Genomic DNA, 21,529 nt, shown 5'->3' with positions numbered 1-21,529 from the left:
TTAAGTAATGTAAGATATTTTTTTAGCACAAAATGCAAAACTAAATTAAATGGAGATGATTTATGTCGAATATAAGAGCATTAAGCCTTAATGAGATAGCATTAGTAAGTGGCGGCAATGGAAGCGGTAATTATGAAGGTGCCGGTAGTCGTAACACCAGCTCTAAATCTGGTAATTAAAAAGGAAACAATGGCTCTATTTACAAGGGCGTTGACTCATGCGGCGCAGGAATCATCGGTGGTCTAATCGCCGGCTCTCCTGGGGGGCCAGTGGGTATGACCGCTGGGGTAATTGGTGGAGCTATAGCTGGCCAGTGCACAAAAGATAGTTTTTCAGATCGTGGTAGTAAAGATAAAAATAATAATTACAACGGCCCCGGACAATGCCGTTGATAAGTAATTTGAGTTGTGTGTGATAATAATTTAAAAGCTCATTATAACTGAATGTTATTCTAGGTGTTTCGATATTTAATGATTATTCGAAGTAGTCATGATGAGCTATTATTTTTGATAAAGTTAATGTAATCACAAGTATCGGGTTAAGCATGAAACAATTTTTAAATTTCCTAATTTACTTATTTTTTTTCATTATCGCATTTACCCTTTTGAAATACGCTGAAGTTCTTGAGTTTGACGAAGTATCACGGCCAGGGATTATATCAAGGTTTCTTATTGCGTTGATTGTATTAATAGCAGTAACTCGATGGGGCGTTAACTTGATGAATAGGTTTAAAAGTAAATAAAGTACACTCCGATAAAAATTGTTGTGTTGCAGAATGGAATCATTACAAATGTTCACTGAAGTTAAAGTGCATGATATCAAAAAATGATTACGATATCATAACCATATTTGTTGATTCTTATATAAAATATGAATTAATAATAGGTTGAACATGATAATCTTTAGGCATGTCTATCCATTCATTTATAGTAAGAAAAACGTAATTGTTCTTTTTATTGCGTCTGTTATCTCAATAATAATTACGTTATCGCCATCCATAACCCTCCGCTATCTTACTCTCGATGTGTCATTTTTCTTATTGTTTATTGCGGAATTTTCAATTGCATTTTTCTTGTATATTTTTTACTTAAGGAAGTTGGATGGTTTTAAATTACGCCCAAGTAGAGATTTAACTTCAATAAAATTTTCTATTGTTGTGTTGTTTGTCATTTTGCTGGTTCAGTATAATGTTTATCTTTACAGGGATAATTTATATCATTATGGACCTTCCCATATTAGTTTTATAGCATTTATAATAGCCACCTTCGTAGTCCCATATTATGAGGAGATTATATACAGGGGCTGTATCTTCGGTGTTTTCCACTCAATTTTTAATAAAAAGTATATTATCCCATGTATATTGACTTCATTGTCTTTTTGTCTGATGCATGGACAGTATTATAACATATTAGATCAATCCATTCTTTTTTTTGGTGTCAATATTGCTATTAATAGTTAGAATAAGAAGCAGAGGGCTTTTTTATCCTATTATAATTCATTCGTGCATGAATGCTTTTGTTTTGTCGTTAAATTTTTGAAGGGTATTTGGGATATGAATATCTTCAGGGAAGAGGCTTTAAATCATCAAACAGATTCTGATTATGGTGAGATTGTCTTACCTGCGTCATTCGGTTTATCAGTAAGCGCACTCACAACGTTATTCATATTTCTGTGCCTGATACTCTTTATTCTTTATGGTAGCTATACACGTAAGGCTCACCTTTCCGGAATCGTTATGCCCTCATCCGGGCTGGTAAAAATCACTCCTCAATATGCTGGCTACGTAACCAAATTGACCGCCTCAGAAGGTCAACACATTATTGCCGGTGAGACTCTTTATCATATCAGCGGTGAACATTTCAACGAACAGGGGCAGGTACACTCGCTGCTATAAGACTTTCCCTACAAACTCAGTTTACAATGCTGACTTCTCAACAGACCCTGGAATTGCGTGACAACAGTCAGCAGCAGCATGCCATACAACAGCGAATAGTTTTCCTGAAACCTCAGGTTAAAAGTGCAGAAAAGCGTCTGTCACTTGCCGTGCATCAGGCTGCGCTGGCCGTGTCTGTTATGGAGCGCTATAAGAAACTTGCTGATACGCATTACGTATCAGATATCGAATACCAGCAGAAGCAGATTGACGTTTCAACGTCACAGCAAAACGTTGAGGATCAGCGTCAGGGGCTTCTGCAACTGCACACCGCGATGGAGGCTGCTAAAGACGACCTTGACCATCTCATCGTTCAGGGTGAAAGCCGGAAGGCTGAAATGGACAGGCAGTTGCAGGTTATCAGGCAACAGCAGGACGAACTGGCAGGTAAGGAAAATTTCACGCTGACTTCACCGGTATCCGGAACCGTTGCTGCCGTGCTGGTCAGACAGGGACAGTCTGTCAGGGCATCTGAACCTGTCATGACCCTCATTCCCGACAATGCCCGTTTGCAGATAGAACTCTATGCTACCAGTCAGAATGCTGGCTTTATTCAGGCGGGGCAGCGTGTTGCCCTGCGGTTCTCTGCCTTCCCCTATCAGAAGTTTGGTGTGCAGTACGGGACTATCCGTGAAATAAGCCATACAACGCTGACATCTTCTGATTTACTCTCCGTATCTCCTGTGACCTGGAAGGAGAATGAAGGTCATTACCGCGTCATCGTTGAACCTGAAAATACTTTTATTCTGGCTTATGGGAAACAGGAAGCCCTGCGCCCCGGCATGGTTCTTGAGGGGGATGTCAGCCTGGATACCCGCAATTTGTGGGAGTGGCTGACTGAGCCGCTCTGGAGCCTGAAAGGAAAGCTGTGATGGATACACTCAAATGGACCGGGAGAAAACAGCTTCCTCTCACCCGACAGACAGAGTCAGCGGAATGTGGTCTGGCATGCCTGGTCATGATGGCCTGCTGGCATGGTCTGCAAACAGACTTACCCACACTGCGCGAACGTTTCAGTATCAGCTCACAAGGGATGACCCTGCAGAGACTGACTGAATGTGCGGCCGGTATCGGATTATCCAGCCGGGCAGTTCGGCTGGAGCTTGAGGACCTAAGATCCCTTTCTCTCCCGTGTATTCTCCACTGGAACATGAATCATTTTGTTGTGCTACATAAAGTTCGCGGAAGCAGGCTGGTTATTCATGATCCGGAAAAGGGAAAAGTAACGCTCTCCCTACAGGATGCTGGAAAACATTTCACCGGCGTCGCGCTGGAGCTGATGCCAGCCAGTGATTTTACCGCTCGGGATGAAAGGAAAAAAATCCATCTGCGCCAACTGACAGGTAAAACACCGGGTCTGTTGTCGGCAATGTCGCGAATTATCGTTTTTGCCGTGGCACTCGAAATCCTGACACTGGGAAGCCCGCTTCTCAACCAGCTGGTGATTGATGAAGTCCTGGTGGCTGCCGACCAGAGTTTGTTGACCGTCATTATTATTGCGCTTCTGCTGATGTCACTGACCCAGATGCTGCTGTCACTGGCCCGCCAGTGGGCGAGTATTACACTGTCCGTCAATTTTAACATGCAGTGGACAGCACGGGTTTTCCATCATCTGGTCCATCTTCCTCTGGCCTGGTTTGATGCACGCAGTAAGGGGAGTATTAATGCTCGTTTTGAGGCGGTAGATACCATCCAGCAGGCGCTGACTACGCAAGTGCTGGAAGGTATTCTGGATGTGTTTCTCGTGGTGACTGCGCTTTGCATGATGCTGCTGTACAGTCCTGAAATGACATTGATCGCCGTACTTGCAGCCATTTTCTATGGTGTGTTGAGGGCACTGTGGTATCCGTCCCTTCGACAGTCGGCAGAAGATGCCTGGGATGCAGGTGCCAAGGAGTCCGGGCATTTTCTTGAAACACTCAACGGGATCCTCAGCCTGAGAATTAACGGTGTGACGGCACATCGTGAGGCCGCCTGGCTGAATCTCAACGTTGCCCGCAGAAATACGCAGTTGCGTCAGAGCCGTCTGCTGATGTGCTATGACATTGCTCACACTCTTACCGGCAGCGTGGTATCAGCAATCATTTTGTGGAAAGGCGCCGGGGAGGTATTGAATGGTACCTTCACCGTCGGCATGCTGGTTGCTTATTTATCCTATCAGACGCGTTTTTCTTCCAGTATCAGTAGCCTGACTGATAAGTTTTTTTCCTGGCGTATGCTCGATGTTTACAACGAACGACTGGCTGATATTGTACTGACCCCGACAGAAGGCCTTCAGCAACAGCCTTTTCGTGAGCATAACAACGCTTCGCACATTCCTTCTGTATCCCGCAGGGAGATGGATGAATATGCTCATGCTCCTCTAGTACTTGAGCACATCATCTTCAGCCACAAGGGAGGGGAAAATCCGATAATCGGCGGGGTGTCGCTGACACTCAATCCCGGAGAAGTCGTTGCCATTACAGGTAAATCCGGATGCGGGAAAACGACACTGGTGAAGCTTATCCTTGGGATCCACATCCCTGATGAGGGCAGGATCAGGGCATTTGGCATATTGCATACGCATCCGGATTATTTTCAGGTTCGTCAGCGTATCGGTACCGTACTGCAGGATGACCATCTTTTCAAAGGTTCTGTAGCAGATAACATTATTTTTTTCAGTGATGACCGAAATTATGAACGAATGATCCAGTGCGCAAGACTGGCACTTATCGACAGCGATGTTATGGCAATGCCGATGGGGTATCAGACGCTGATTGGTGAAACCGGCGGAGGGCTTTCCGGAGGACAAAAACAACGCATTCTGCTGGCAAGGGCGTTGTACAAGAAACCGGGATTCCTGTTACTGGATGAAGCGACCAGCCACCTTGATGTTGAGAGTGAAATCCGGATAAGCCAGACCTTACGTCAACTGGGGCTTCCTGTTCTGCTGATAGCCCATCGCCCGGAAACCATAGCCTCTGCAGACCGGGTTTTGTATCTGGCAGACGGCTACTTAACGGAGCTGAATCTCCAGCATACAGTCAATAATGGCGAGTCTGTTTGTGAATATACTAATGACGTGATGGCAAAAAATTAACCTTAACGTACATAATTTTCGATATCCAAACTTACCCCTATCTGGAAGATCTATTTGTTGACGCTGCCGAACGTGGCGCAGGGGCGGGTAAAGCGCTTATCGACGCCCTGATCGATGAGGGTAAGCGGGAAGGGTGGTCAAAACTCTACTGGGTAACCCGCATGCACAATCCGGCGCGTAAGCTGTATGATCACTTTGGTGAAGCCGACGATTACGTCCGTTACCGAATCACCCTTTAACCGGATTTGTATCACACTGTATCTGCCTCTGTGATACATACACAGGTATGCAATAAAACCGCCTCCGCACACATCCCCTATACAAACCCATGGTGTTATATCTCCGTCAACTGAACTTACCCGGAGATAACATCATGTTTAACAAACTCGCATATTCAGCAGTCGCATTGACCGTTTCGCTTGGCACCTTAATGTCCTGTCAGGCAGAAGCGATGGGTAAGGATTACTCGTCGGCTTTTAACCAGGTAAAACAAATTAACGCCGGCGATCTGAACGTCGGTTATGTCGATATCGGGCCGAAAGACGGGCAACCAGTGATCCTGCTGCATGGCTGGCCGTACGACATTCACAGCTACGCTGAAGTGGCCCCCGCGCTGGCCGCGAAAGGGTATCGTGTCATTGTGCCGTCCCTGCGCGGGTACGGCACCACGCGCTTTATTTCTGATAAAACGCCGCGAAACGGCCAGCCTTCGGCAATGGCGAAAGACATCGTCAACCTGATGGACGCCCTGGATATCAAACAGGCGGTGTTTGCCGGTTATGACTGGGGTGCACGTACGGCGGATATCGTTGCGGCGCTCTGGCCGGAACGGGTGAAATCGCTGGTCTCGGTAAGTGGCTACCTGATCAGCAGCCAGGCGATTGGCAAACAGCCTTTACCGCCGAAGGCAGAAGTTCAGTGGTGGTATCAGTTCTATTTCGCCACGCCGCGCGGGGCGGAAGGCTATGCTAAAAATACGCACGATTTTGCCCGGCTGATCTGGTCCCAGGCTTCGCCGGACTGGAAATTCAGCGATGCCACCTTCAATGCCAGCGCCAAATCCCTCGATAACCCGGACCACGTTGCCGTCACGCTCAGTAATTACCGCTGGCGTCTGGGTTTGGAAAAAGGGGAGCCTAAATATGACGCCTATGAACAAAAACTGGCGACGCTGCCGAACATTACGGTGCCGACCATCACCATCGAAGGCGGTAATAACGGGGCGCCACACCCTGCACCTGCGGCCTATGCCGGGAAATTTACCGGAAAATATGAGCACCGTACTTTCGGCGCAACGGTGGGCCACAACCCGCCGCAAGAAGATCCGCAGGACTTTGTTAAAGCAGTTGTCGACGCGGATAAGCTCTGATATGTGCTATTTTCAATCCGTTACCTCTTAATCAGGAGCCTGCGGTGGAGCATATTGATCACATCCTTGTCGTCGATGACGACAGGGATATTCGTGAACTGATTGTCGATTACCTCGTGAAATCCGGCTATCACGTCTCTGGTGCGGCGAACGGAAAAGAGATGCGCATGGTGCTCGACAAACAGCATATCGACCTGGTGGTGCTGGACGTGATGATGCCCGGTGATGATGGCCTGACGGTGTGTCGACAGCTGCGCAGCAGCAGGCATAAGGATCTGCCGATCCTGATGCTCACCGCGCGCAACGAGGACATGGACCGGATCCTGGGGCTGGAGATGGGCGCCGACGATTATGTGGTAAAACCGTTTGTGGCCCGCGAACTGCTGGCGCGTATCAAAACTATCCTGCGCCGTTTTCGTACTATGCCGCCTAATCTTCAGGTGACCGAGGCAGGGCGCCTGGTGGTGTTCGGTGAATGGCAGCTGGATACCGTGGCGCGTCATCTGATTGATAACGAGGGGATGGTTGTGGCGCTCAGCGGGGCGGAATATCGCCTTCTGCGTGTATTTCTCGATCATCCTCAACGGGTGCTGACCCGCGATCAACTGCTGAACCTGACGCAGGGACGTGATGCCGAGCTGTTTGAGCGTTCGATTGATCTCCTGGTGAGCCGCGTGCGACAGCGCCTGAATGAAGATGCCCGCTCGCCAGCCTACATTAAAACCGTTCGCAGCGAAGGCTACGTTTTTACTATGCCGGTGACCATCGTCGAGGCCAATGAATGACGCTGTGGCCCCGCACCTTACTGGCCCGGCTGCTGATCATTGTGCTGCTTGGACTCTTGCTGGCTAACGCGCTCAGCCTGACGCTGGTCATGGTTGAGCGAATGCACAGCGCGCGCACGGTTATGCTGGGCAATCTTGAGAATGACGTGGCGACCAGCGTGGCCATTCTCGACCGGCTTCCGGCCAAAGAGCGGCCAGAGTGGCTGGAACGGCTCGGTCGCGGTAATTATCGTTATATCCTTGGTCCCGGCCAGGCAGGCGCTGCGCCAACGGACAAGCGCTCGCGGGATGCGATTCGCACCCTGAAAGAGACGCTTTCAGTTCAATATCCGCTCCAGTTTACGGCAGTGCCGGGGCCTGTTTCCCACATTCAGGCCCATCTGACGCTCCGCGACGGCGCACCGCTCACTATCGATCTGATCCCGCGCATGCCGCCAGTCGCCAGCTGGTTACCCGTGGTGCTGGTTCTTCAGTTGTTACTTGTCGCGCTCTGCTCCTGGATTGCCGTGCGCCAGGTTGTCCGGCCTTTCCTGCAATTCACGCTCGCGGTTGATTCCCTCGATCCTGCGGCCCATTCTCCTATGACTGAAAAAGGTCCGGTTGAGGTGCGACAGGCGGCGCAGGCTTTTAATGAGATGCAGTCGCGGATACAAACTTATCTGCGTGAACGCGCGCAGATTCTGGCGTCCATTTCTCACGATCTTCAGACGCCCATCACGCGTATGAAGCTGCGGGTCGAAATGGCGGATCAGCCCGAACTCCACGATAAGTTGTTGAGCGACCTGGATAATATGTCGCGCCTGGTACGAGAAGGTATTGCCTATGCCCGGTCATCAGAATCACTGAAAGAGACCACGCTTAAGCTGGAGCTGAACGCGTGGGTTAACAGCATCGCCAGTGATTATCAGGACATTGGTAAAAACGTGCAGTTTCATGCACGCAGTACACGTCTGCCGATCGTCACCCGCCCCCAGGCATTGCGCCGGGTAATGACCAATCTGCTGGATAATGCGCTCAAGTTTGGCCATAGCGCGGTAATAGAGATTGATGAAGATGAAAGGCAGGTAGCGATCCGCATTATGGATAACGGCCCCGGCATCCCGGAGGCAGAACTGGGGGCGGTGTTACAGCCGTTCTACCGGGTTGAAACGTCGCGCAACCGCGAAACGGGCGGCACCGGGTTAGGCCTCGCCATTGCCGCGCAGCTCACCGCCCAGCTTGACGGGAAATTGCATCTTGCAAACCGGGCAGAGGGCGGGCTGGCCGTAAGCGTGACTCTTCCGCGCGTTTAATTGTACGCCTGTGTATCTGCGCGCCGTGCGGATACGAAGGCAGACAAAATTCAGTTTTTTGCACACGGCCTGAACACATTCGCAGGGTGAAATGACCTCACTGCACCTTCGCAGCAACTGTATCGTGAGGTCGTTATGTTTCTGATAATCGCTTTTTTAGGCGGCATGATTAGCCTGCTCAGCCCGTGCACGCTTCCCGTTATTCCTCTGCTGTTCGCCGGCTTTCAGGGGCAGCGCAAACACATTCTGGCGCTTCTGGCGGGATTGATAGTGATGTTCACGTTTGTGGCGATGGTAGTAACGGTTGCCAGTGACTGGATCGCTGACGCCACCGTTATCGGTCGCTGGATTGCGCTGCTGGTACTGAGCATTGCCGCCCTGGCCCTGATCTTCCCGCAGTTCGCTCAGCGCATTGCCAGCCCGGCGGTCAGCGCGGGGAACGTTCTTAACACCCACAGCGTTCAGCGACACGGCATGTTTTCGGCTTTTCTGGCAGGGCTGGCCGTTGGACTTCTGTGGTCCCCCTGTGCAGGACCGATTCTCGGGGCGATCTTCGGCATTAACATTACTGGCCACTCGGCCATCGCAACCGGAGCGCTGTTAGCCGCTTACGGCAGTGGGTGCGCGTTGATGCTGGGGCTGCTTGTCGCGGGGGGCCGTAAGCTGATAACCCCTCTGAGAGCCAAATCCGCATTGATGGAGCGTCTGCGTCAGGGCGCAGGGGTGATGATGTTAGCCGCCGTGGCTTTCAACGCCTCAGGAATGACGTCGGTCCTGAAAGGCGCCAGCGGTATTACCGACCAGCTGGAAAACGCTCTGTTGAGCCTTGCGCAACCATCCTCCACGCAGGTGAAACTGCAACCAGTCGCTGACGCAACGCCGAGCAGCCAGCTACCATCATTAAGCGGCGGTACGGGCTGGGTAAACGGTGACCCTGTCACGTCTAAGGCCTTGCGGGGGAAAGTTGTGCTTATCGATTTCTGGACCTGGGACTGTATCAACTGCCAGCATACCCTTCCGCATGTTCGAGACTGGGCGAAGAAATATGAGTCACAAGGTCTGGTGGTGATTGGCGTCCACACCCCTGAATACCCCTGGGAAAAGCCGTTATCATCGGTGAAAAACGCGGTCAACGAATGGCAGTTGCCGTACCGCGTAGTGACGGATAATAACTACAAAATCTGGAGCGCGTTCGGTAATCAGTACTGGCCAGCACATTACTATTTCGATGCGAAAGGGCAACTGCGTTACACCTCGTTTGGCGAAGGCAACTACGACAAGCAGGAGGCTGTAATTCAGCATTTGCTCAAGGAAGCGCGTTCCTGATTCGGCTTACGGAACCCGCTGAGCAACCATAAACAGGCGCGGAAAAGCCAGCAGTATCTGCCCGTTCTCCTGGAGCGGATACTGCTCTTCCAGCAGCTCGAGGTAGCGTTTCAGAAAGTTTTGCTGCTCGCTCTCGTTGAGATCCTGTAGCCACGGCCGTAACCCCGTCGCGCTGACCCAGGCAATAATCGCCTGATGAGAGCTCATCTGATGAAAGTAGGTGGTGCGCCAGATATCCACGTCGCATCCCGCGTCCGTCAGAATATCATAGTAGGCATGAATACCCGGCAGCTGCTCGCGGCCACGATCGGGGTAGCCCTGTTCCCAGGCAACTTCACGCATCAGGGCGTGCGTCGGCTCAAGCCAGTTGTCAGGCATTTGTATCGCCAGCACGCCGTTTAACTGGAGCAGTGAAACCAGATGCGGCAGAAGGTGGTAATGGTCCGGGATCCATTGCAGGGAAGCATTGGCGTAGATCAGGCTGAGAGGCTGGTCAGGTTTGTAGTGACGGATATCCGATTCAACAAAGTGGCAGTCTGGCAGGGCCTGTCGGGCTTCCTCCAGCATCGCCGGGGAGTTATCCACACCGGCTATCTGCGCTGAAGGCCAGCGTTGTTTCAGCAGCGCGGTGCTGTTGCCTGGCCCGCAGCCCAAATCCACGGCAGAGATTATATCAGCAAGCGGCACCCGGGCCAGTAACTCAGCGGCGGGACGTGTGCGTTCTGCGCTGTATTGTAGATATAGAGAAGGATCCCAGTCGGCCATTTTCGCATCTCCATGTTGAGGTGTTCAGCAAGAATAGCACAGGCAAATACCTGCGCAGGGGCAGGTATCCGGATAAACGTGAGATTATAAAATGCCTTTCAGGGCCACGTGATAAAGCAGCATGATGGTTTTACCGTCGACGATCTGGCCATTCTCGATGCCACGAAGCGCGTCGTCCAGCGTCATTTCCAGCACGTCGATATCTTCCCCCTCTGCTTTAACGCCACCGCCCGCGCTGGTCCGATCCTGCGGGTGATATTCCGCCAGATAGAAGTAGAGTTTTTCGGTAACGGAGCCCGGGCTCATATAGGCCTCAAAAATTTTCTCTATGCGCGTCACCTTATACCCGGTTTCCTCTTCCGCTTCGGCCTTAATCCGGCTTTCCGGGTCAAGGTTATCGAGCAACCCGGCAGCCGCCTCAATGAGATCCTCTTCGTGACCATTGATAAACACAGGGAAACGAAACTGACGTGTAAGAATGACTGTTTTGCTGTCGCGATTATAGAGCAGGATCGTCGCGCCATTCCCGCGGTCATACACTTCACGCTCTTGCCGCTGCCAGTCACCATCGCTGCGCTGGAGGTCAAAAGTGTATTTTTTCAGGTTATACCAGTTGTCGGACAACGTTTCGCTGTTGATGATGCGTATATCTGCACGTTTTGATTGCACGTTTGGCTCTCCTCTCGTAGAGTATGCATCATAAACAGCATTTTCGTGTAATTACAATAATTATCGTGCAACATCAGGAATAATTCATGCTCACAAGTCAGCGTAAACAGTTGATTCTGGAAAAGCTGGAGGCGGAAGGCCAGGTCCAGTCAACTGCGCTCAGCCTCTTTTTCTCGGTGTCTGAGGACACTATCCGCCGGGATCTACGTGAACTGGCGGCAGAAGGGCGTTTGCAGCGTGTCCACGGCGGCGCGCTTCCGGCATCTTCAGCGATTGCGCCTTTTGCCGAGCGTCAGTCCGTTAAAATGGATGCAAAAAAACGCGTGGCACGTCGGGGCGCGCAGCTCATTTCACCGGGGCAGGTGGTGATCATTGATGGCGGGACGACCACCTCAGAACTTATTACCTTCTTGCCGCCAGATTTGCGGGTAACCGTGGTGACGCACAGCCCGGGTATTGCATTGGGGCTGGTCAACCATCCGTGCATAGAGGTGATCCTGATTGGCGGTCGTTTGTATAAACACTCCATCGTCACGGTCGGCGCGGCCGCTATTGAAGGCATCAACAATATTCATGCGGATCTGTTTTTCATGGGTGTCACCGGCGTGCATCCTGAGGCCGGGCTGACCACCGGAGATTATGAAGAAGCATGCATCAAACGTGCATTTTCCGGCAGAGCGGCGGAAACGGTGGTATTGGCCTCACCGGAAAAGATCAACACGGCCTCAGCGTTTGTGATTGGCGATTTGTCGCTGGTGAATACGCTCGTTGTTGAAAACACAACGGATGAACGCTGGGTCAACGCTATGAAAGAAAAGGGCGTTGCGGTGATCGCCAGCCAGTAAATATCCGCTTTTTTGCCAGCCTGACTGCGTGGCTGTCAAACAGACAAAGGTTATCCATCACGCGGATTCCTAGACTAAGGCTTTCATCTGTTTAAGGAAAAGCCATGAAAGCGATCTCCATTCTGGCGTATGGCGCGGACCCAACCGCGCAACGCCTGGCAACATCCGCCATTCAGCAGGCCATAAATAGTGCTCAACAGAACGATGTCATCGTTATTCCGCAAGGCCGTTTTCTGACCGGAGCGTTGTTTCTGAAAAGCGGTGTTTCACTTCGCCTGGACGCTGGTGCACAGCTCGTTGGAAGCCAGGATCTGGCTGATTATCCCCTGATAAATACCCGGGTGGCCGGCATTGATATGCGCTGGCCGGCAGGCATTATTAATATCATCGATTGTGAAAACGTCAGCATTACCGGTACAGGCACGATAGACGGGCAGGGTGCAATTTGGTGGCAACGCTACTGGGGCGATGACGAGCGCAGCGGCATGGTCGGCGATTACAGCGCAAGAGGATTGCGCTGGGTTGTTGATTATGACTGTCAGCGCCCGCGCAATATCCTGGTCTTTGAAAGCCAGAGTATTCTGCTGCGTGATTTTACCAGTCGGGAGTCCGGATTCTGGAACATGCACCTCTGTTATTCGCGCCATATCGCGGTTGAGGGCGTGCAAATCAGCAATTCTGCGGGGCCGAGCACCGACGGGATTGACGTCGACTCCTGCGAACAGGTGCGGATTGAACGCTGCATTGTGTCCTGCAATGACGACAATATCTGCATCAAATCAGGACGAGGACGCGAAGCGGCGCAAAAAGCTCGTGCCGCGCGGGATATAGTGATTCGAGGATGTACGCTGAATAAGGGATCCGGGATCACACTGGGGAGTGAAACTTCAGGTGGCATTGAACGCGTCCTGATAGAAGATAACGCGTTTAACGGAACGGGCGTCGGGTTTCGCATTAAATCTGCTCGCAACCGGGGCGGATTTATCCGTGATATCACCGTACAAAATCTACGGCTTACGGACGTGCGTTTTCCGGTGCTGATCCAACTGAACTGGTTTCCGCAGTATAGCTATGGCGACCAGAGCAATTTATCTGATAAACCAGAACACTGGCGCAAGCTGGCTGAAGGTGTTGAGGGCGAAGCCGGTCTTACTGCGGTCAGCGGACTGACGATTAAAAATATGACGGCGCGTCGATCAGACAGCAAATGCTTTTCGCGGGCATTTTTCATCGAGGGATATCCGGAGCGTCCTGTGGTCGGGTTAACGCTGGAGGGGATTTTGATTGACGCGTCAGAGTTCGGGAAAATTTCTGGTGTGGATGAGCTGCGCTTTAAGGATGTACAGGTGACTGCCGTGGAGATCACGCAAGACCGTAACGACAGTTATGAACGTTGATGGCACAGAACAGAGGGACATGATGCGCGGAATGAGCAGAACAAGGATGGGTCTGAACTGGCTGGATTTACTCGTATTCAATCTAAGTACGCATAATGTATATTATGTTAAATTCAGTTCGTCGGTCATTTAGTTCATAACCGGCCACAGGATACGATTAATCATACATTTACCTATCCCTCTATCTTCTTCTTGAAGAGACGTTATGTTTAGGAGCTATTTTCTTCAAATATACGAAATGTGCCAGATGTATGTACTTGATCAGTAGATACCACATGGCAGGAAAACGCTTCCGATTAAGAAGCGTTTAATCATAGTGTATGAGATTTATTTAGTCAGGCGCTCAATGAGCTGGCGCTGGTATTCAGGCAAATGGCTGGCACTTACGCCCTGGAAAACCAGAGGTGGTAGCCATGTTATGCCTGCATGTAATGCACTGGCTTTCATTGGTGTGAATACATCGGCAAGCTCGATACCTGTTCTGCCATTTTTTCCGTATGTTGATTCGTCACCGGCAGCAGTAGTAACGATAAGCATTTCTTTACCCTTCCATAAATCAGGACCAACGCTACCCCAGGTATCATTCATATACGCTTTCATCATGGGTGTGATGTTGAACCAGTGAGTTGGAAAGATAAATACTATCCGGTCATTCTGGCGCGTGATACGCCTCTCCTCATCACCGTTTATCTTGCGTGTATCGAAACCATAGAGCGTTTCAAGTTTACGAACAGTCACTCCCTGTACGCTCTCAGCCGCCTGCTGAAGCCCCTTTATCATCACAGACCGTTCCGGATACGGATGAGACACGATTACAAGCGTCCTTATGGCGCTCTTCTCTTTACTGATGGCACCTTTTAGTGGCATCAGTATGGCCAGCAGGAAAATTGCCAGCATTTTAACCGGGGTACTTATAATGAGTGGTTTCATGCTTGTCTCCAGTTTAGCTGAAATCAAAGTTTTCCGGACACGTTCTCGCCTTAAAGAAAACGCGGAATTACTGAAATAAAAAATCAGGAAGGTAATATTTCAACCGTGGCCGCTCTTGCACGTGTACCTGTCATTGCGGAAACATAGCTGCTGCCGGAGTATTTTTTCTGATAAGCCTGATCGATTTTTCTTTCAAGCTCAGGGTCTGATGGTTTTGCGAACAGCACGTCGAATTTCTGTCCGATAGCCAGAATCCTACCTGCTTGTTGAGACAATGCCGCCTGATACCATTTTGAACTGGTACCACTAAATGCACGGACGAAAAGGCGGTTATCCACCGTCACCTCCCAAATCCATGTTGGCGTCCCGGTCGTTATCATGTCGGGGTGATACGGAGCAATTTTCAGGTCGTCCGCCGCATCAATTTGTGTTAAAAGTTCGGGATTCCAGGACATAATGTTTCCTCTTTTTCCATGCGGATATTTCGGCTTTTGCGGAGTAAAGCAGAAAACGTAAGACATATTTCCTCTGCTTCACAAGTTGCAATCTGTGTTATCTGCAACTGACTGTCGGCGTAGCATTTGACTGCCGATCAGTGCATTTCGATGACGGAATTACCGGCGATCATTTGTATAAGGTATTGTCGGTCCATAACAAAATTGAGCTGGCATGCCTTACCAGCCGTTGCCAGTCTGCTCCAGAGAACCAGTACAGCCTGTATTTTTGTCTGTACGAGCGCATAACCAATACCATCGAGACTGGCCGCGCTGGTCTGAAGTTCTTTTATCATCTTCACACACTCACTGGTCAGGTCTTCATAGCTGAGTGAAAACGTTCGTTTACTATCCATTCTGCACACTCTTAGAGATCATACGTATTTCAAATCTCATCCTCTGAACACCTTATGCTAGGGGAGCAGTATCTGACAGGGGAAAGACACTGTTCTGTAAACACAGGGCGATGTGGTGAGTTATGTAAAAAATATTCTGGGGCTATTTCCTGAAATGCGTTATTAAAATACTCTGCATTATTTGCCCGATCCTCTTAACCTGATACCAAAGCGTATAATTCTGTATACGTAACTGGTAAGTTGACGACGTCCCAAAAACATGACCAATGTGAGACAATACAGAATGATTTCAGACAAGTCAGTTGAGAAACTAATCGGCTTGCTTTCCAGGGATATTACCCGGCGCATACCCGGTACCGGCGATTTACCTACAGCTGTCGACGGGCTGGAACTCTTCCGGCGTAACGAACCTGCACCTCCTGTGAGCTGCCTGGTACCGCCGAGTATCGTACTGGTGGCAGAAGGGGCAAAGATCATGTGGGTTGGCGGTGAACCCTATGAATATAATGCTGAAAAATTCCTTATAACCCCACTCGATTTACCGGCCAGTTCGGAAGTGTTACAGGCAACAGCTTCACGGCCCTGTGTTGGAGTATCCTATAAACTTGACCAGCGTGTTTTGATGGAATTAATTGCACAGGGATGCCTGCCGCCTGTCAAAAAACGTGACGCGGGTACAGGTGTAGGTATAGGTACCATGACTGATGTTCTGCTGGAGCCTTTCTGCCGCCTGCTTTCCTTGCTTGACGAGCCTGAAGCCATACCTGTTCTGGGACCGCTGATTCAAAGGGAGATACATTACCGGCTTTTGATGAGCGATCAGTCCGATCATCTCAGACAGATTGCAGCAGTAGACGGCCATGGCTACCGTATCGGGAAAGCTATCGACTGGTTAAAAACCAATATAGCATCATCTTTGCGTGTCGAGGAGCTGGCAGCTCGCGTGCAAATGAGTACGCCCTCTTTCCACCAACACTTCAGGCAGCTCGCGGGAATGAGTCCGCTCCGGTATCAGAAATGGCTGCGCCTCAATGAAGCCAGGCGACTGATGCTGACCGATCATTACGATGTCACCACAGCAGCCTATGCTGTCGGTTACGAAAGCCTGTCCCATTTCAGCCGGGAATATACGAGAATGTTCGGGGAATCACCTAAAAGAGATATAACTGTTCTGAGAAAAGCTGCCGGGAAAATATGATATTTAACGAGCTGTTTTTTTTCGTGCACTACCCCGCCCCGGGAAAGCATTATATGTATCATTAGCTTATTAATGAGCTTGCGAAGGCAAATTCCAGTAGTGTTTCGGAACTGAACATTCATTGACATTTCACCCCTGTAAATTGATGTGGATGTTCAACCCTCAGAGGATCAGGCAAATAATTTGTTGTAATTGTGTATTTTTATGTCATCCCTGACAGGTAAATTATTCTCTGTTCACCCTTAAAGGCTTAATTTTATAATGGTGCCAGGGTGTTAATATGAGGCATCAAGGAAAGCTCAACTATCCAGGTTGGCCACAACCAAAGTACATTCAGTTTTCATTCTGAAGCGGAAGCCTGATCCGATTAGAAATATTAACGGGAGTGTAGAAATGGATGAAGATAAAAATCTGACCCGTCGCGATTAGCATCGCGGCTGAAACTCAATTGAATATCTGAGGCTGTGCGTAATTTATTAATTTCAGTTATAAGTGTTATCAGTTTTATGATGTTGCAATCTGATAGCAGCACCATACACTAGTAAATAATCAATATCACATGACGGGTGGGAAAATAAATATCATTAGTTCGTGCTTTATTTGTACACCATAAATTGTTTATCGCTTTCCGTTTTATTTGACGTATCAATTAATTATCAGATTTGAGGTTTTATGAAAACAGTCGGATATGCTGCATTCTCTTCCAGTGCGACATTAGCGCCTTATCAATTTACCCGACGTGAGCTGAAGGAAAATGATATCGCCATCGAAATCCTTTATTGTGGTGTGTGTCATTCTGACCTGCATACGGTGAACGGCGACTGGGGCCCGCAGTCGTATCCGCTGGTACCCGGACATGAAATTGTTGGCGTGGTGAAAGCGACGGGTAGCGGTGTCACGAAATATCAGATTGGCGATAATGTCGCGGTCGGTTGTATGGTCGACAGCTGCATGCAGTGCGACCAGTGTACCCACGGTGAGGAGCAGTTCTGCCGCCAGGGCATGACACCCACTTACGGGGTTCCTGATCGAGTAACCGGCGAAATCACGCAAGGCGGCTATTCAAAGCATATTGTTGTCCGTGAAGAATTTGTGCTCAAAATTCCGGACGGCATGGATCTGTCCCGCACTGCGCCTATCCTTTGCGCTGGTATCACTACTTACTCCCCTTTAAAAACATGGAATGTGAAGTCAGGAAGCCGTGTCGGGGTGATTGGTCTCGGGGGGCTCGGTCATATGGCTGTAAAAATCGCTGTCGCCATGGGGGCTGACGTTACGGTCATCAGCCGGAGCCGTAATAAAGAAAAAGAGGCGATTACTCTGGGTGCGAAAGGCATTCTTGCCTCCACCGATCAGGCTGAACTTGAAAAAGCAGCCAGTTCTTTTGATGTGATTATCGATACTGCTCCTGTCAAACATGACGTGAATACCTTCACTCCTCTGCTGGATGTCGACGGTACGTTAATCATTGTCGGACAGGTTGGTCCGCTGGAAGAACCCGTAACGGTCCCGCTGATTATGGGACGACGTCGCATTGCAGGATCGTTAATTGGTGGCATTGCCGAAACGCAGGAGCTTCTTAATTTCTGCGCGGCACATGATGTCTATCCGGATTGTGAAATGATCAACATAGAGCACATCAATGATGCTTTCTCCCGTCTTGAAAAAGGAGACATGGCTCATCGCTTTGTCATTGATATGGCTACGTTAAGTGCAGAATAATTCTTCAGCGTGTCTGTAGCGTCGGAAAAGACTTGATCGGAACTGCCGCACACCTGCACATCCGGCTATCAGGCGTATTTCGGGCATGCGCTCCGGGGACGAAGGATCTTTGTAACGGCCAGGTGGATAAGCCTGGCCTTTTACTGCTTCCCGGGTCAGGCGGTTCTGAGCAGAAATGGCATTATACTGGCGGCTCATATCGCAGCGTTTCAACAATCATGGAGAGCGCAGGCAGCATCTGACGTTCTCCCGGATAGTAAATATAAAAACCCGGTCGTTCTGCCCACCATCCAGGCAGGATCGGCACAAGTTTTCCTGAATCCAGCCATGGCTGGCTGAGTATCTCCGGTAAAAAGGCAATGCCGTAACCCGCCAGCGCTGCATCCATCGCAGCATAATATGAATTAAAGATCAGATGGCCCGCAGGCCGTAAAATCTGCCCCGTTTCATTTTCCTTCACTATCCATGGCGTTGTGCTTCCCCCTGGCGTAAAGCGGGTATTAATACAGGAATACTGGCCTAAATCACCGGGTATAAGCGGTAGCCCTTTATCCTGAACATAACCGGGAGAGGCAACTGCTGAATAACGTAAGTCCGGGCTGATGCGCACAGAGGCCATATTTTTGCCAAGCGAATCACCGTCCCTGATACCGGCATCAAATCTCTCCGTAATTATATCGGTCAGTGCTGCATCCAGAGAGAGCTCAAGCCTGACGTCCGGATAATGGCGTAGCGTTTCGCTGAGGCGTGGCCATACAAAAGTCTTATAGGCAAAATCAGAGACCGTCATTCTTACCGTACCCGCAATAGTACTGCTCAAATCCCTGACGGAGGTCAGCTCACGGGCAATCGTATCCAGCCTGGGGGAAACGCGTTCCAGCAATCTTTTACCCGCCTCGGTCGGGGAAACGCTGCGTGTGGTACGAATCAAAAGACGCAGCCCGATCCGCTCTTCCAGATTGCGGATGGCATGGCTTAATGCTGATTGCGAAACGCCGAGCTCTGCGGCCGCTCTGGTAAAGCTTCTGTGCCGGGCAATGGTAATAAATGCAGTTAGATCCCGGAATATTTCGCCTGACATGCTTCGTCACCTGTTCTCTGGAAAAAATCTGTTTAACAACATGTACTGATTATTCGCTGCTCTGGTTTAAGTGACTGGCAGCGATATCCGGTTCAGTCATTCACATGAAAGCGTAGTGCCTCCACCATCAGACTCATGGCTCTGGAATGCTGTCGCCGGTTTGGATAATAAAGGTGTAGCCCTGGCCAGAGAGGGCACCAGTCATGGAGTACAGAAATCAGCTCTCCGCTATCAATCAAGGGCTGTACCATATCCAGTGGAAGGTAAGCCAGACCGAAGCCTCGCCTCACTGCTTCCAGTATGTCGTAAACGTTATTACATATTACCGACCCGTTGATTTTGACGCTGAACTCGCGGTTATCCTCAACAAATTCCCAGTCATACAACCCACCGTAGGTGGACATGCGTAAACGAACCCCGCTGTGCTGGCTCAGTTCGTCCGGATGTTGCGGGATCGGGTAGCGCGTAAAATACTCTGCTGAAGCGACAACCGCATTTTTCACGTCTGCACTGATGCGAACGGAAATCATGTCCTGGGCCAGGTCGGCCCCAAACCGGACGCCAGCATCATACCCCCGGGCAGCAATATCTACGCTTTCATACTCGCTGATAAGCTCAACGGTAATGTCCGGATACTGTCTCAGAAAAGGGGTTAATCGGGGCCACAGAACCGAGCGTATGACGTAGTCAATGGCGGTAATGCGCAGCGTTCCGGTAGGTTTATCGCGTAAGTCATTGAGGGATTCCAGTTCATACGTGATCTGCTCAAACTCCGGTATCAGGCGCTCGACAAGATGCTGGCCCGCCATTGTCATCGCAACGCTTCGTGTGCTGCGTTGGACAAGACGCACTCCCAGCCGTTCCTCAAGTCCGCGTATGCTCGCGCTGAGTGCGGGTTGCGTGATGCCCAGCTGAGCCGCTGCACGGGTAAAACTTCCCGTCTGGGCAACTGCAATGAGTGCGATTAATTCACTAAACCCTTCTCGTGCCATCTTTCTCCCTCACCGGCTATGTTGCCTTCCGGACAACTCGGTGTCTACAGATACTATGGATAAGATAACACGGGCATTAATGAATTTCATTTATGAATGTAAGAAATACGGCCGGGTGGTTAACCGAGTCCGCCTCATGTACATTAATAAGCACTGGCTGCTCTTCAATAACAATTGAATTTGCCTGTCCCGGTATTATATCAGAATTGATAGTTTCCGGCTGGCTATGGGTGCCTGAAACAATAAAGCTGACAGTATGCGGATATATTTCTCACAGTTCAACCTGTGCTTTTGGCTTATTCGATGACTCCTGTCAATCTCATCAATGAGGTAAAACCATGTCCTTAATTAAGGTTTCTCTTTTGTGTGCTTCAATGCTGGCGGCAGGCTCTGTTATGGCTGCCCAAAAAATTCCTTCTACTGTTGCGGAGGGCATCAATGTTTCAGGCTCGCAAAAAGTAACGTTTAAAAATGGAGACATCACCATGGCGGGAAATTTATATCTTCCGCCTGATTATGACAGTGCCAGGAAATATCCGGCTATTGTAGTCTCGCATCCCTGGGGCGGCGTAAAAGAACAAACGTCCGGGCTTTACGCACAGCAGCTGGCAAAGCGTGGATTTATTACTCTGGCTTATGATGCGTCGCACTATGGTGAAAGCGGTGGGTTGCCGCGTGACCTGGAAAATCCGTCAGATCGGGTACAGGATATCCGCAGCGCTATAGGCTATCTTGCCAGCCTGCCACAGGTTGATGCCAGCCGCATTGGTACTCTCGGCGTTTGTGCTGGCGGAGGCTATACGCTGCACGAAGCGCAAAACGATTTACGCGTCAAGGCTGTTGCCGGTGTCGTCACCTACGACATTGGCGATGCAACCCGCAACGATATTGAAGGCCTGCCGGTTACGGCAAGCGCTCGAATGAAGTTAATGCAAAGTGTGGATGAACAACTGAATAAAGAGGCAAGCGGGGCTCCAGTACTGGTTCAGCAGTTGCTGCCTTCACGGGATACGGTAAATACCAGTACGCCTAATTTTGTTCAGGAGGCGACTGATTATTACCTGACTCCGAGAGGAGCGCATCCCAATGCCCGTAACCGTTATGTCGTCACCAGTCCAGGACTCCATATGGCCTACTATCCACTGGAGCATATGGATTCGATTTCCCCTCGTCCCGTGCTGCTAATTGCCGGTGAAAAAGCTGAAACACGAAAATTCAGCCAGCAGGCTTATGACAATGCGAAAGAACCGAAGGAGCTGGTTATTATTCCTGGTGCATCACATTTTGATTTATATG

Annotated in this window: 19 protein-coding genes and 1 pseudogene; 13 read left to right on the top strand and 7 right to left on the bottom strand. The window is 50.0% G+C overall.

Annotation, left to right across the window (positions count from 1 at the left end):
* Nucleotides 1-892 precede the first annotated feature (892 nt).
* From HP459_RS01985 to HP459_RS01950, 8 genes and pseudogenes are all read left to right on the top strand, one after another.
* Entirely contained in the window at nt 893-1,459 is a 567-nt protein-coding gene (locus tag HP459_RS01985; RefSeq protein WP_252054983.1) for a CPBP family glutamic-type intramembrane protease, read from the top strand.
* Nucleotides 1,460-1,552: 93 nt separating this feature from the next.
* A pseudogene (locus HP459_RS01980) lies at nt 1,553-2,805 on the top strand (HlyD family secretion protein).
* Nucleotides 2,805-5,012 (top strand): peptidase domain-containing ABC transporter, encoded by a 2,208-nt coding sequence (locus HP459_RS01975; protein ID WP_154051265.1) that lies wholly within the window; start codon nt 2,805-2,807, stop codon nt 5,010-5,012. The pseudogene HP459_RS01980 and the gene HP459_RS01975 overlap by 1 nt, the downstream one beginning before the upstream one ends.
* Nucleotides 5,013-5,023: 11 nt before the next feature.
* Complete coding sequence (locus HP459_RS01970) at nt 5,024-5,251, top strand: N-acetyltransferase (protein ID WP_276349590.1); 228 nt, start codon at nt 5,024-5,026, stop codon at nt 5,249-5,251.
* A 134-nt stretch (nt 5,252-5,385) separates the two neighbouring features.
* Nucleotides 5,386-6,381 carry an alpha/beta fold hydrolase gene (locus tag HP459_RS01965; protein WP_023300108.1) on the top strand — a complete coding sequence of 332 codons (996 nt, stop codon included), beginning with the start codon at nt 5,386-5,388 and terminating at the stop codon, nt 6,379-6,381.
* A 44-nt stretch (nt 6,382-6,425) separates the two neighbouring features.
* Nucleotides 6,426-7,166, top strand: coding sequence for a response regulator (locus tag HP459_RS01960; protein ID WP_171935877.1), 741 nt, complete (start codon nt 6,426-6,428; stop codon nt 7,164-7,166).
* Nucleotides 7,163-8,458: an ATP-binding protein gene (locus HP459_RS01955; protein WP_023300110.1), complete on the top strand. Its 1,296-nt coding sequence runs from the start codon at nt 7,163-7,165 to the stop codon at nt 8,456-8,458. Before HP459_RS01960 ends, HP459_RS01955 begins: the two co-directional genes overlap by 4 nt.
* Before the next feature lie 135 nt (nt 8,459-8,593).
* Nucleotides 8,594-9,784 (top strand): cytochrome c biogenesis protein/redoxin, encoded by a 1,191-nt coding sequence (locus tag HP459_RS01950; RefSeq protein WP_171935876.1) that lies wholly within the window; start codon nt 8,594-8,596, stop codon nt 9,782-9,784.
* A gap of 6 nt (nt 9,785-9,790) precedes the next feature.
* Here the strand turns inward: HP459_RS01950 and tam are convergent, their stop codons facing one another.
* On the bottom strand, nt 9,791-10,549 hold the full coding sequence (gene tam / locus HP459_RS01945) for a trans-aconitate 2-methyltransferase (protein ID WP_171935875.1): 759 nt from the start codon (nt 10,547-10,549) through the stop codon (nt 9,791-9,793).
* Between the two features lie 84 nt (nt 10,550-10,633).
* Nucleotides 10,634-11,218, bottom strand: a complete 585-nt coding sequence (locus tag HP459_RS01940; protein ID WP_058676643.1) for an NUDIX domain-containing protein — start codon at nt 11,216-11,218, stop codon at nt 10,634-10,636.
* An 86-nt stretch (nt 11,219-11,304) separates the two neighbouring features.
* Here HP459_RS01940 and HP459_RS01935 point away from each other — a divergent pair, with 86 nt between their 5' ends.
* The gene (locus tag HP459_RS01935; protein WP_022648129.1) at nt 11,305-12,063 is read left to right on the top strand and encodes a DeoR/GlpR family DNA-binding transcription regulator; all 759 of its coding nucleotides are present in this window, start codon (nt 11,305-11,307) and stop codon (nt 12,061-12,063) included.
* 104 nt (nt 12,064-12,167) lie between these two features.
* The gene (locus HP459_RS01930; RefSeq protein ID WP_171935874.1) at nt 12,168-13,460 is read left to right on the top strand and encodes a glycoside hydrolase family 28 protein; all 1,293 of its coding nucleotides are present in this window, start codon (nt 12,168-12,170) and stop codon (nt 13,458-13,460) included.
* 327 nt (nt 13,461-13,787) lie between these two features.
* Here HP459_RS01930 and HP459_RS01925 read toward each other — a convergent pair whose 3' ends face one another.
* The 3 genes from HP459_RS01925 to HP459_RS01915 all read right to left on the bottom strand — a co-directional run bounded on the left by HP459_RS01925 (nt 13,788) and on the right by HP459_RS01915 (nt 15,240).
* Nucleotides 13,788-14,327: an NAD(P)H-dependent oxidoreductase gene (locus HP459_RS01925; protein WP_253939614.1), complete on the bottom strand. Its 540-nt coding sequence runs from the start codon at nt 14,325-14,327 to the stop codon at nt 13,788-13,790.
* A gap of 146 nt (nt 14,328-14,473) precedes the next feature.
* Nucleotides 14,474-14,845, bottom strand: coding sequence for a DUF2255 family protein (locus HP459_RS01920; protein ID WP_171935872.1), 372 nt, complete (start codon nt 14,843-14,845; stop codon nt 14,474-14,476).
* Nucleotides 14,846-14,982: 137 nt separating this feature from the next.
* Entirely contained in the window at nt 14,983-15,240 is a 258-nt protein-coding gene (locus tag HP459_RS01915) for a hypothetical protein (RefSeq protein ID WP_171935871.1), read from the bottom strand.
* Between the two features lie 283 nt (nt 15,241-15,523).
* Between HP459_RS01915 and HP459_RS01910 the strand changes: the two genes are divergently transcribed.
* Nucleotides 15,524-16,438 (top strand): AraC family transcriptional regulator, encoded by a 915-nt coding sequence (locus tag HP459_RS01910; RefSeq protein ID WP_171935870.1) that lies wholly within the window; start codon nt 15,524-15,526, stop codon nt 16,436-16,438.
* Nucleotides 16,439-17,110: 672 nt separating this feature from the next.
* Complete coding sequence (locus HP459_RS01905) at nt 17,111-18,160, top strand: NAD(P)-dependent alcohol dehydrogenase (protein WP_171935869.1); 1,050 nt, start codon at nt 17,111-17,113, stop codon at nt 18,158-18,160.
* A gap of 181 nt (nt 18,161-18,341) precedes the next feature.
* Here HP459_RS01905 and HP459_RS01900 read toward each other — a convergent pair whose 3' ends face one another.
* Entirely contained in the window at nt 18,342-19,241 is a 900-nt protein-coding gene (locus HP459_RS01900; RefSeq protein ID WP_171935868.1) for a LysR family transcriptional regulator, read from the bottom strand.
* Nucleotides 19,242-19,333: 92 nt separating this feature from the next.
* Complete coding sequence (locus tag HP459_RS01895) at nt 19,334-20,233, bottom strand: LysR family transcriptional regulator (protein WP_023300124.1); 900 nt, start codon at nt 20,231-20,233, stop codon at nt 19,334-19,336.
* Between the two features lie 338 nt (nt 20,234-20,571).
* Between HP459_RS01895 and HP459_RS01890 the strand changes: the two genes are divergently transcribed.
* The coding region (locus HP459_RS01890; RefSeq protein WP_171935867.1) for an alpha/beta hydrolase at nt 20,572-21,529 on the top strand (958 nt) is incomplete at its 3' end.

This window comes from Enterobacter sp. CM29 (assembly GCF_013179605.1).
Classification (GTDB): Bacteria; Pseudomonadota; Gammaproteobacteria; order Enterobacterales; family Enterobacteriaceae; genus Enterobacter; species Enterobacter intestinihominis.
This window is presented reverse-complemented; position numbering and strand designations above follow the sequence as displayed.

What these genes read in the sequence shown, in the direction of transcription:
- HP459_RS01985 (WP_252054983.1), top strand. Translation starts at nt 893, where the DNA reads ATGATAATCTTTAGGCATGTCTATCCATTCATTTATAGTAAGAAAAAC.
- HP459_RS01975 (WP_154051265.1), top strand. Translation starts at nt 2,805, where the DNA reads ATGGATACACTCAAATGGACCGGGAGAAAACAGCTTCCTCTCACCCGA.
- HP459_RS01965 (WP_023300108.1), top strand. Translation starts at nt 5,386, where the DNA reads ATGTTTAACAAACTCGCATATTCAGCAGTCGCATTGACCGTTTCGCTT.
- HP459_RS01955 (WP_023300110.1), top strand. Translation starts at nt 7,163, where the DNA reads ATGACGCTGTGGCCCCGCACCTTACTGGCCCGGCTGCTGATCATTGTG.
- HP459_RS01950 (WP_171935876.1), top strand. Translation starts at nt 8,594, where the DNA reads ATGTTTCTGATAATCGCTTTTTTAGGCGGCATGATTAGCCTGCTCAGC.
- tam (WP_171935875.1), bottom strand. Translation starts at nt 10,549, where the DNA reads ATGGCCGACTGGGATCCTTCTCTATATCTACAATACAGCGCAGAACGC.
- HP459_RS01935 (WP_022648129.1), top strand. Translation starts at nt 11,305, where the DNA reads ATGCTCACAAGTCAGCGTAAACAGTTGATTCTGGAAAAGCTGGAGGCG.
- HP459_RS01930 (WP_171935874.1), top strand. Translation starts at nt 12,168, where the DNA reads ATGAAAGCGATCTCCATTCTGGCGTATGGCGCGGACCCAACCGCGCAA.
- HP459_RS01925 (WP_253939614.1), bottom strand. Translation starts at nt 14,327, where the DNA reads ATGCCACTAAAAGGTGCCATCAGTAAAGAGAAGAGCGCCATAAGGACG.
- HP459_RS01920 (WP_171935872.1), bottom strand. Translation starts at nt 14,845, where the DNA reads ATGTCCTGGAATCCCGAACTTTTAACACAAATTGATGCGGCGGACGAC.
- HP459_RS01915 (WP_171935871.1), bottom strand. Translation starts at nt 15,240, where the DNA reads ATGGATAGTAAACGAACGTTTTCACTCAGCTATGAAGACCTGACCAGT.
- HP459_RS01910 (WP_171935870.1), top strand. Translation starts at nt 15,524, where the DNA reads ATGATTTCAGACAAGTCAGTTGAGAAACTAATCGGCTTGCTTTCCAGG.
- HP459_RS01905 (WP_171935869.1), top strand. Translation starts at nt 17,111, where the DNA reads ATGAAAACAGTCGGATATGCTGCATTCTCTTCCAGTGCGACATTAGCG.
- HP459_RS01900 (WP_171935868.1), bottom strand. Translation starts at nt 19,241, where the DNA reads ATGTCAGGCGAAATATTCCGGGATCTAACTGCATTTATTACCATTGCC.
- HP459_RS01895 (WP_023300124.1), bottom strand. Translation starts at nt 20,233, where the DNA reads ATGGCACGAGAAGGGTTTAGTGAATTAATCGCACTCATTGCAGTTGCC.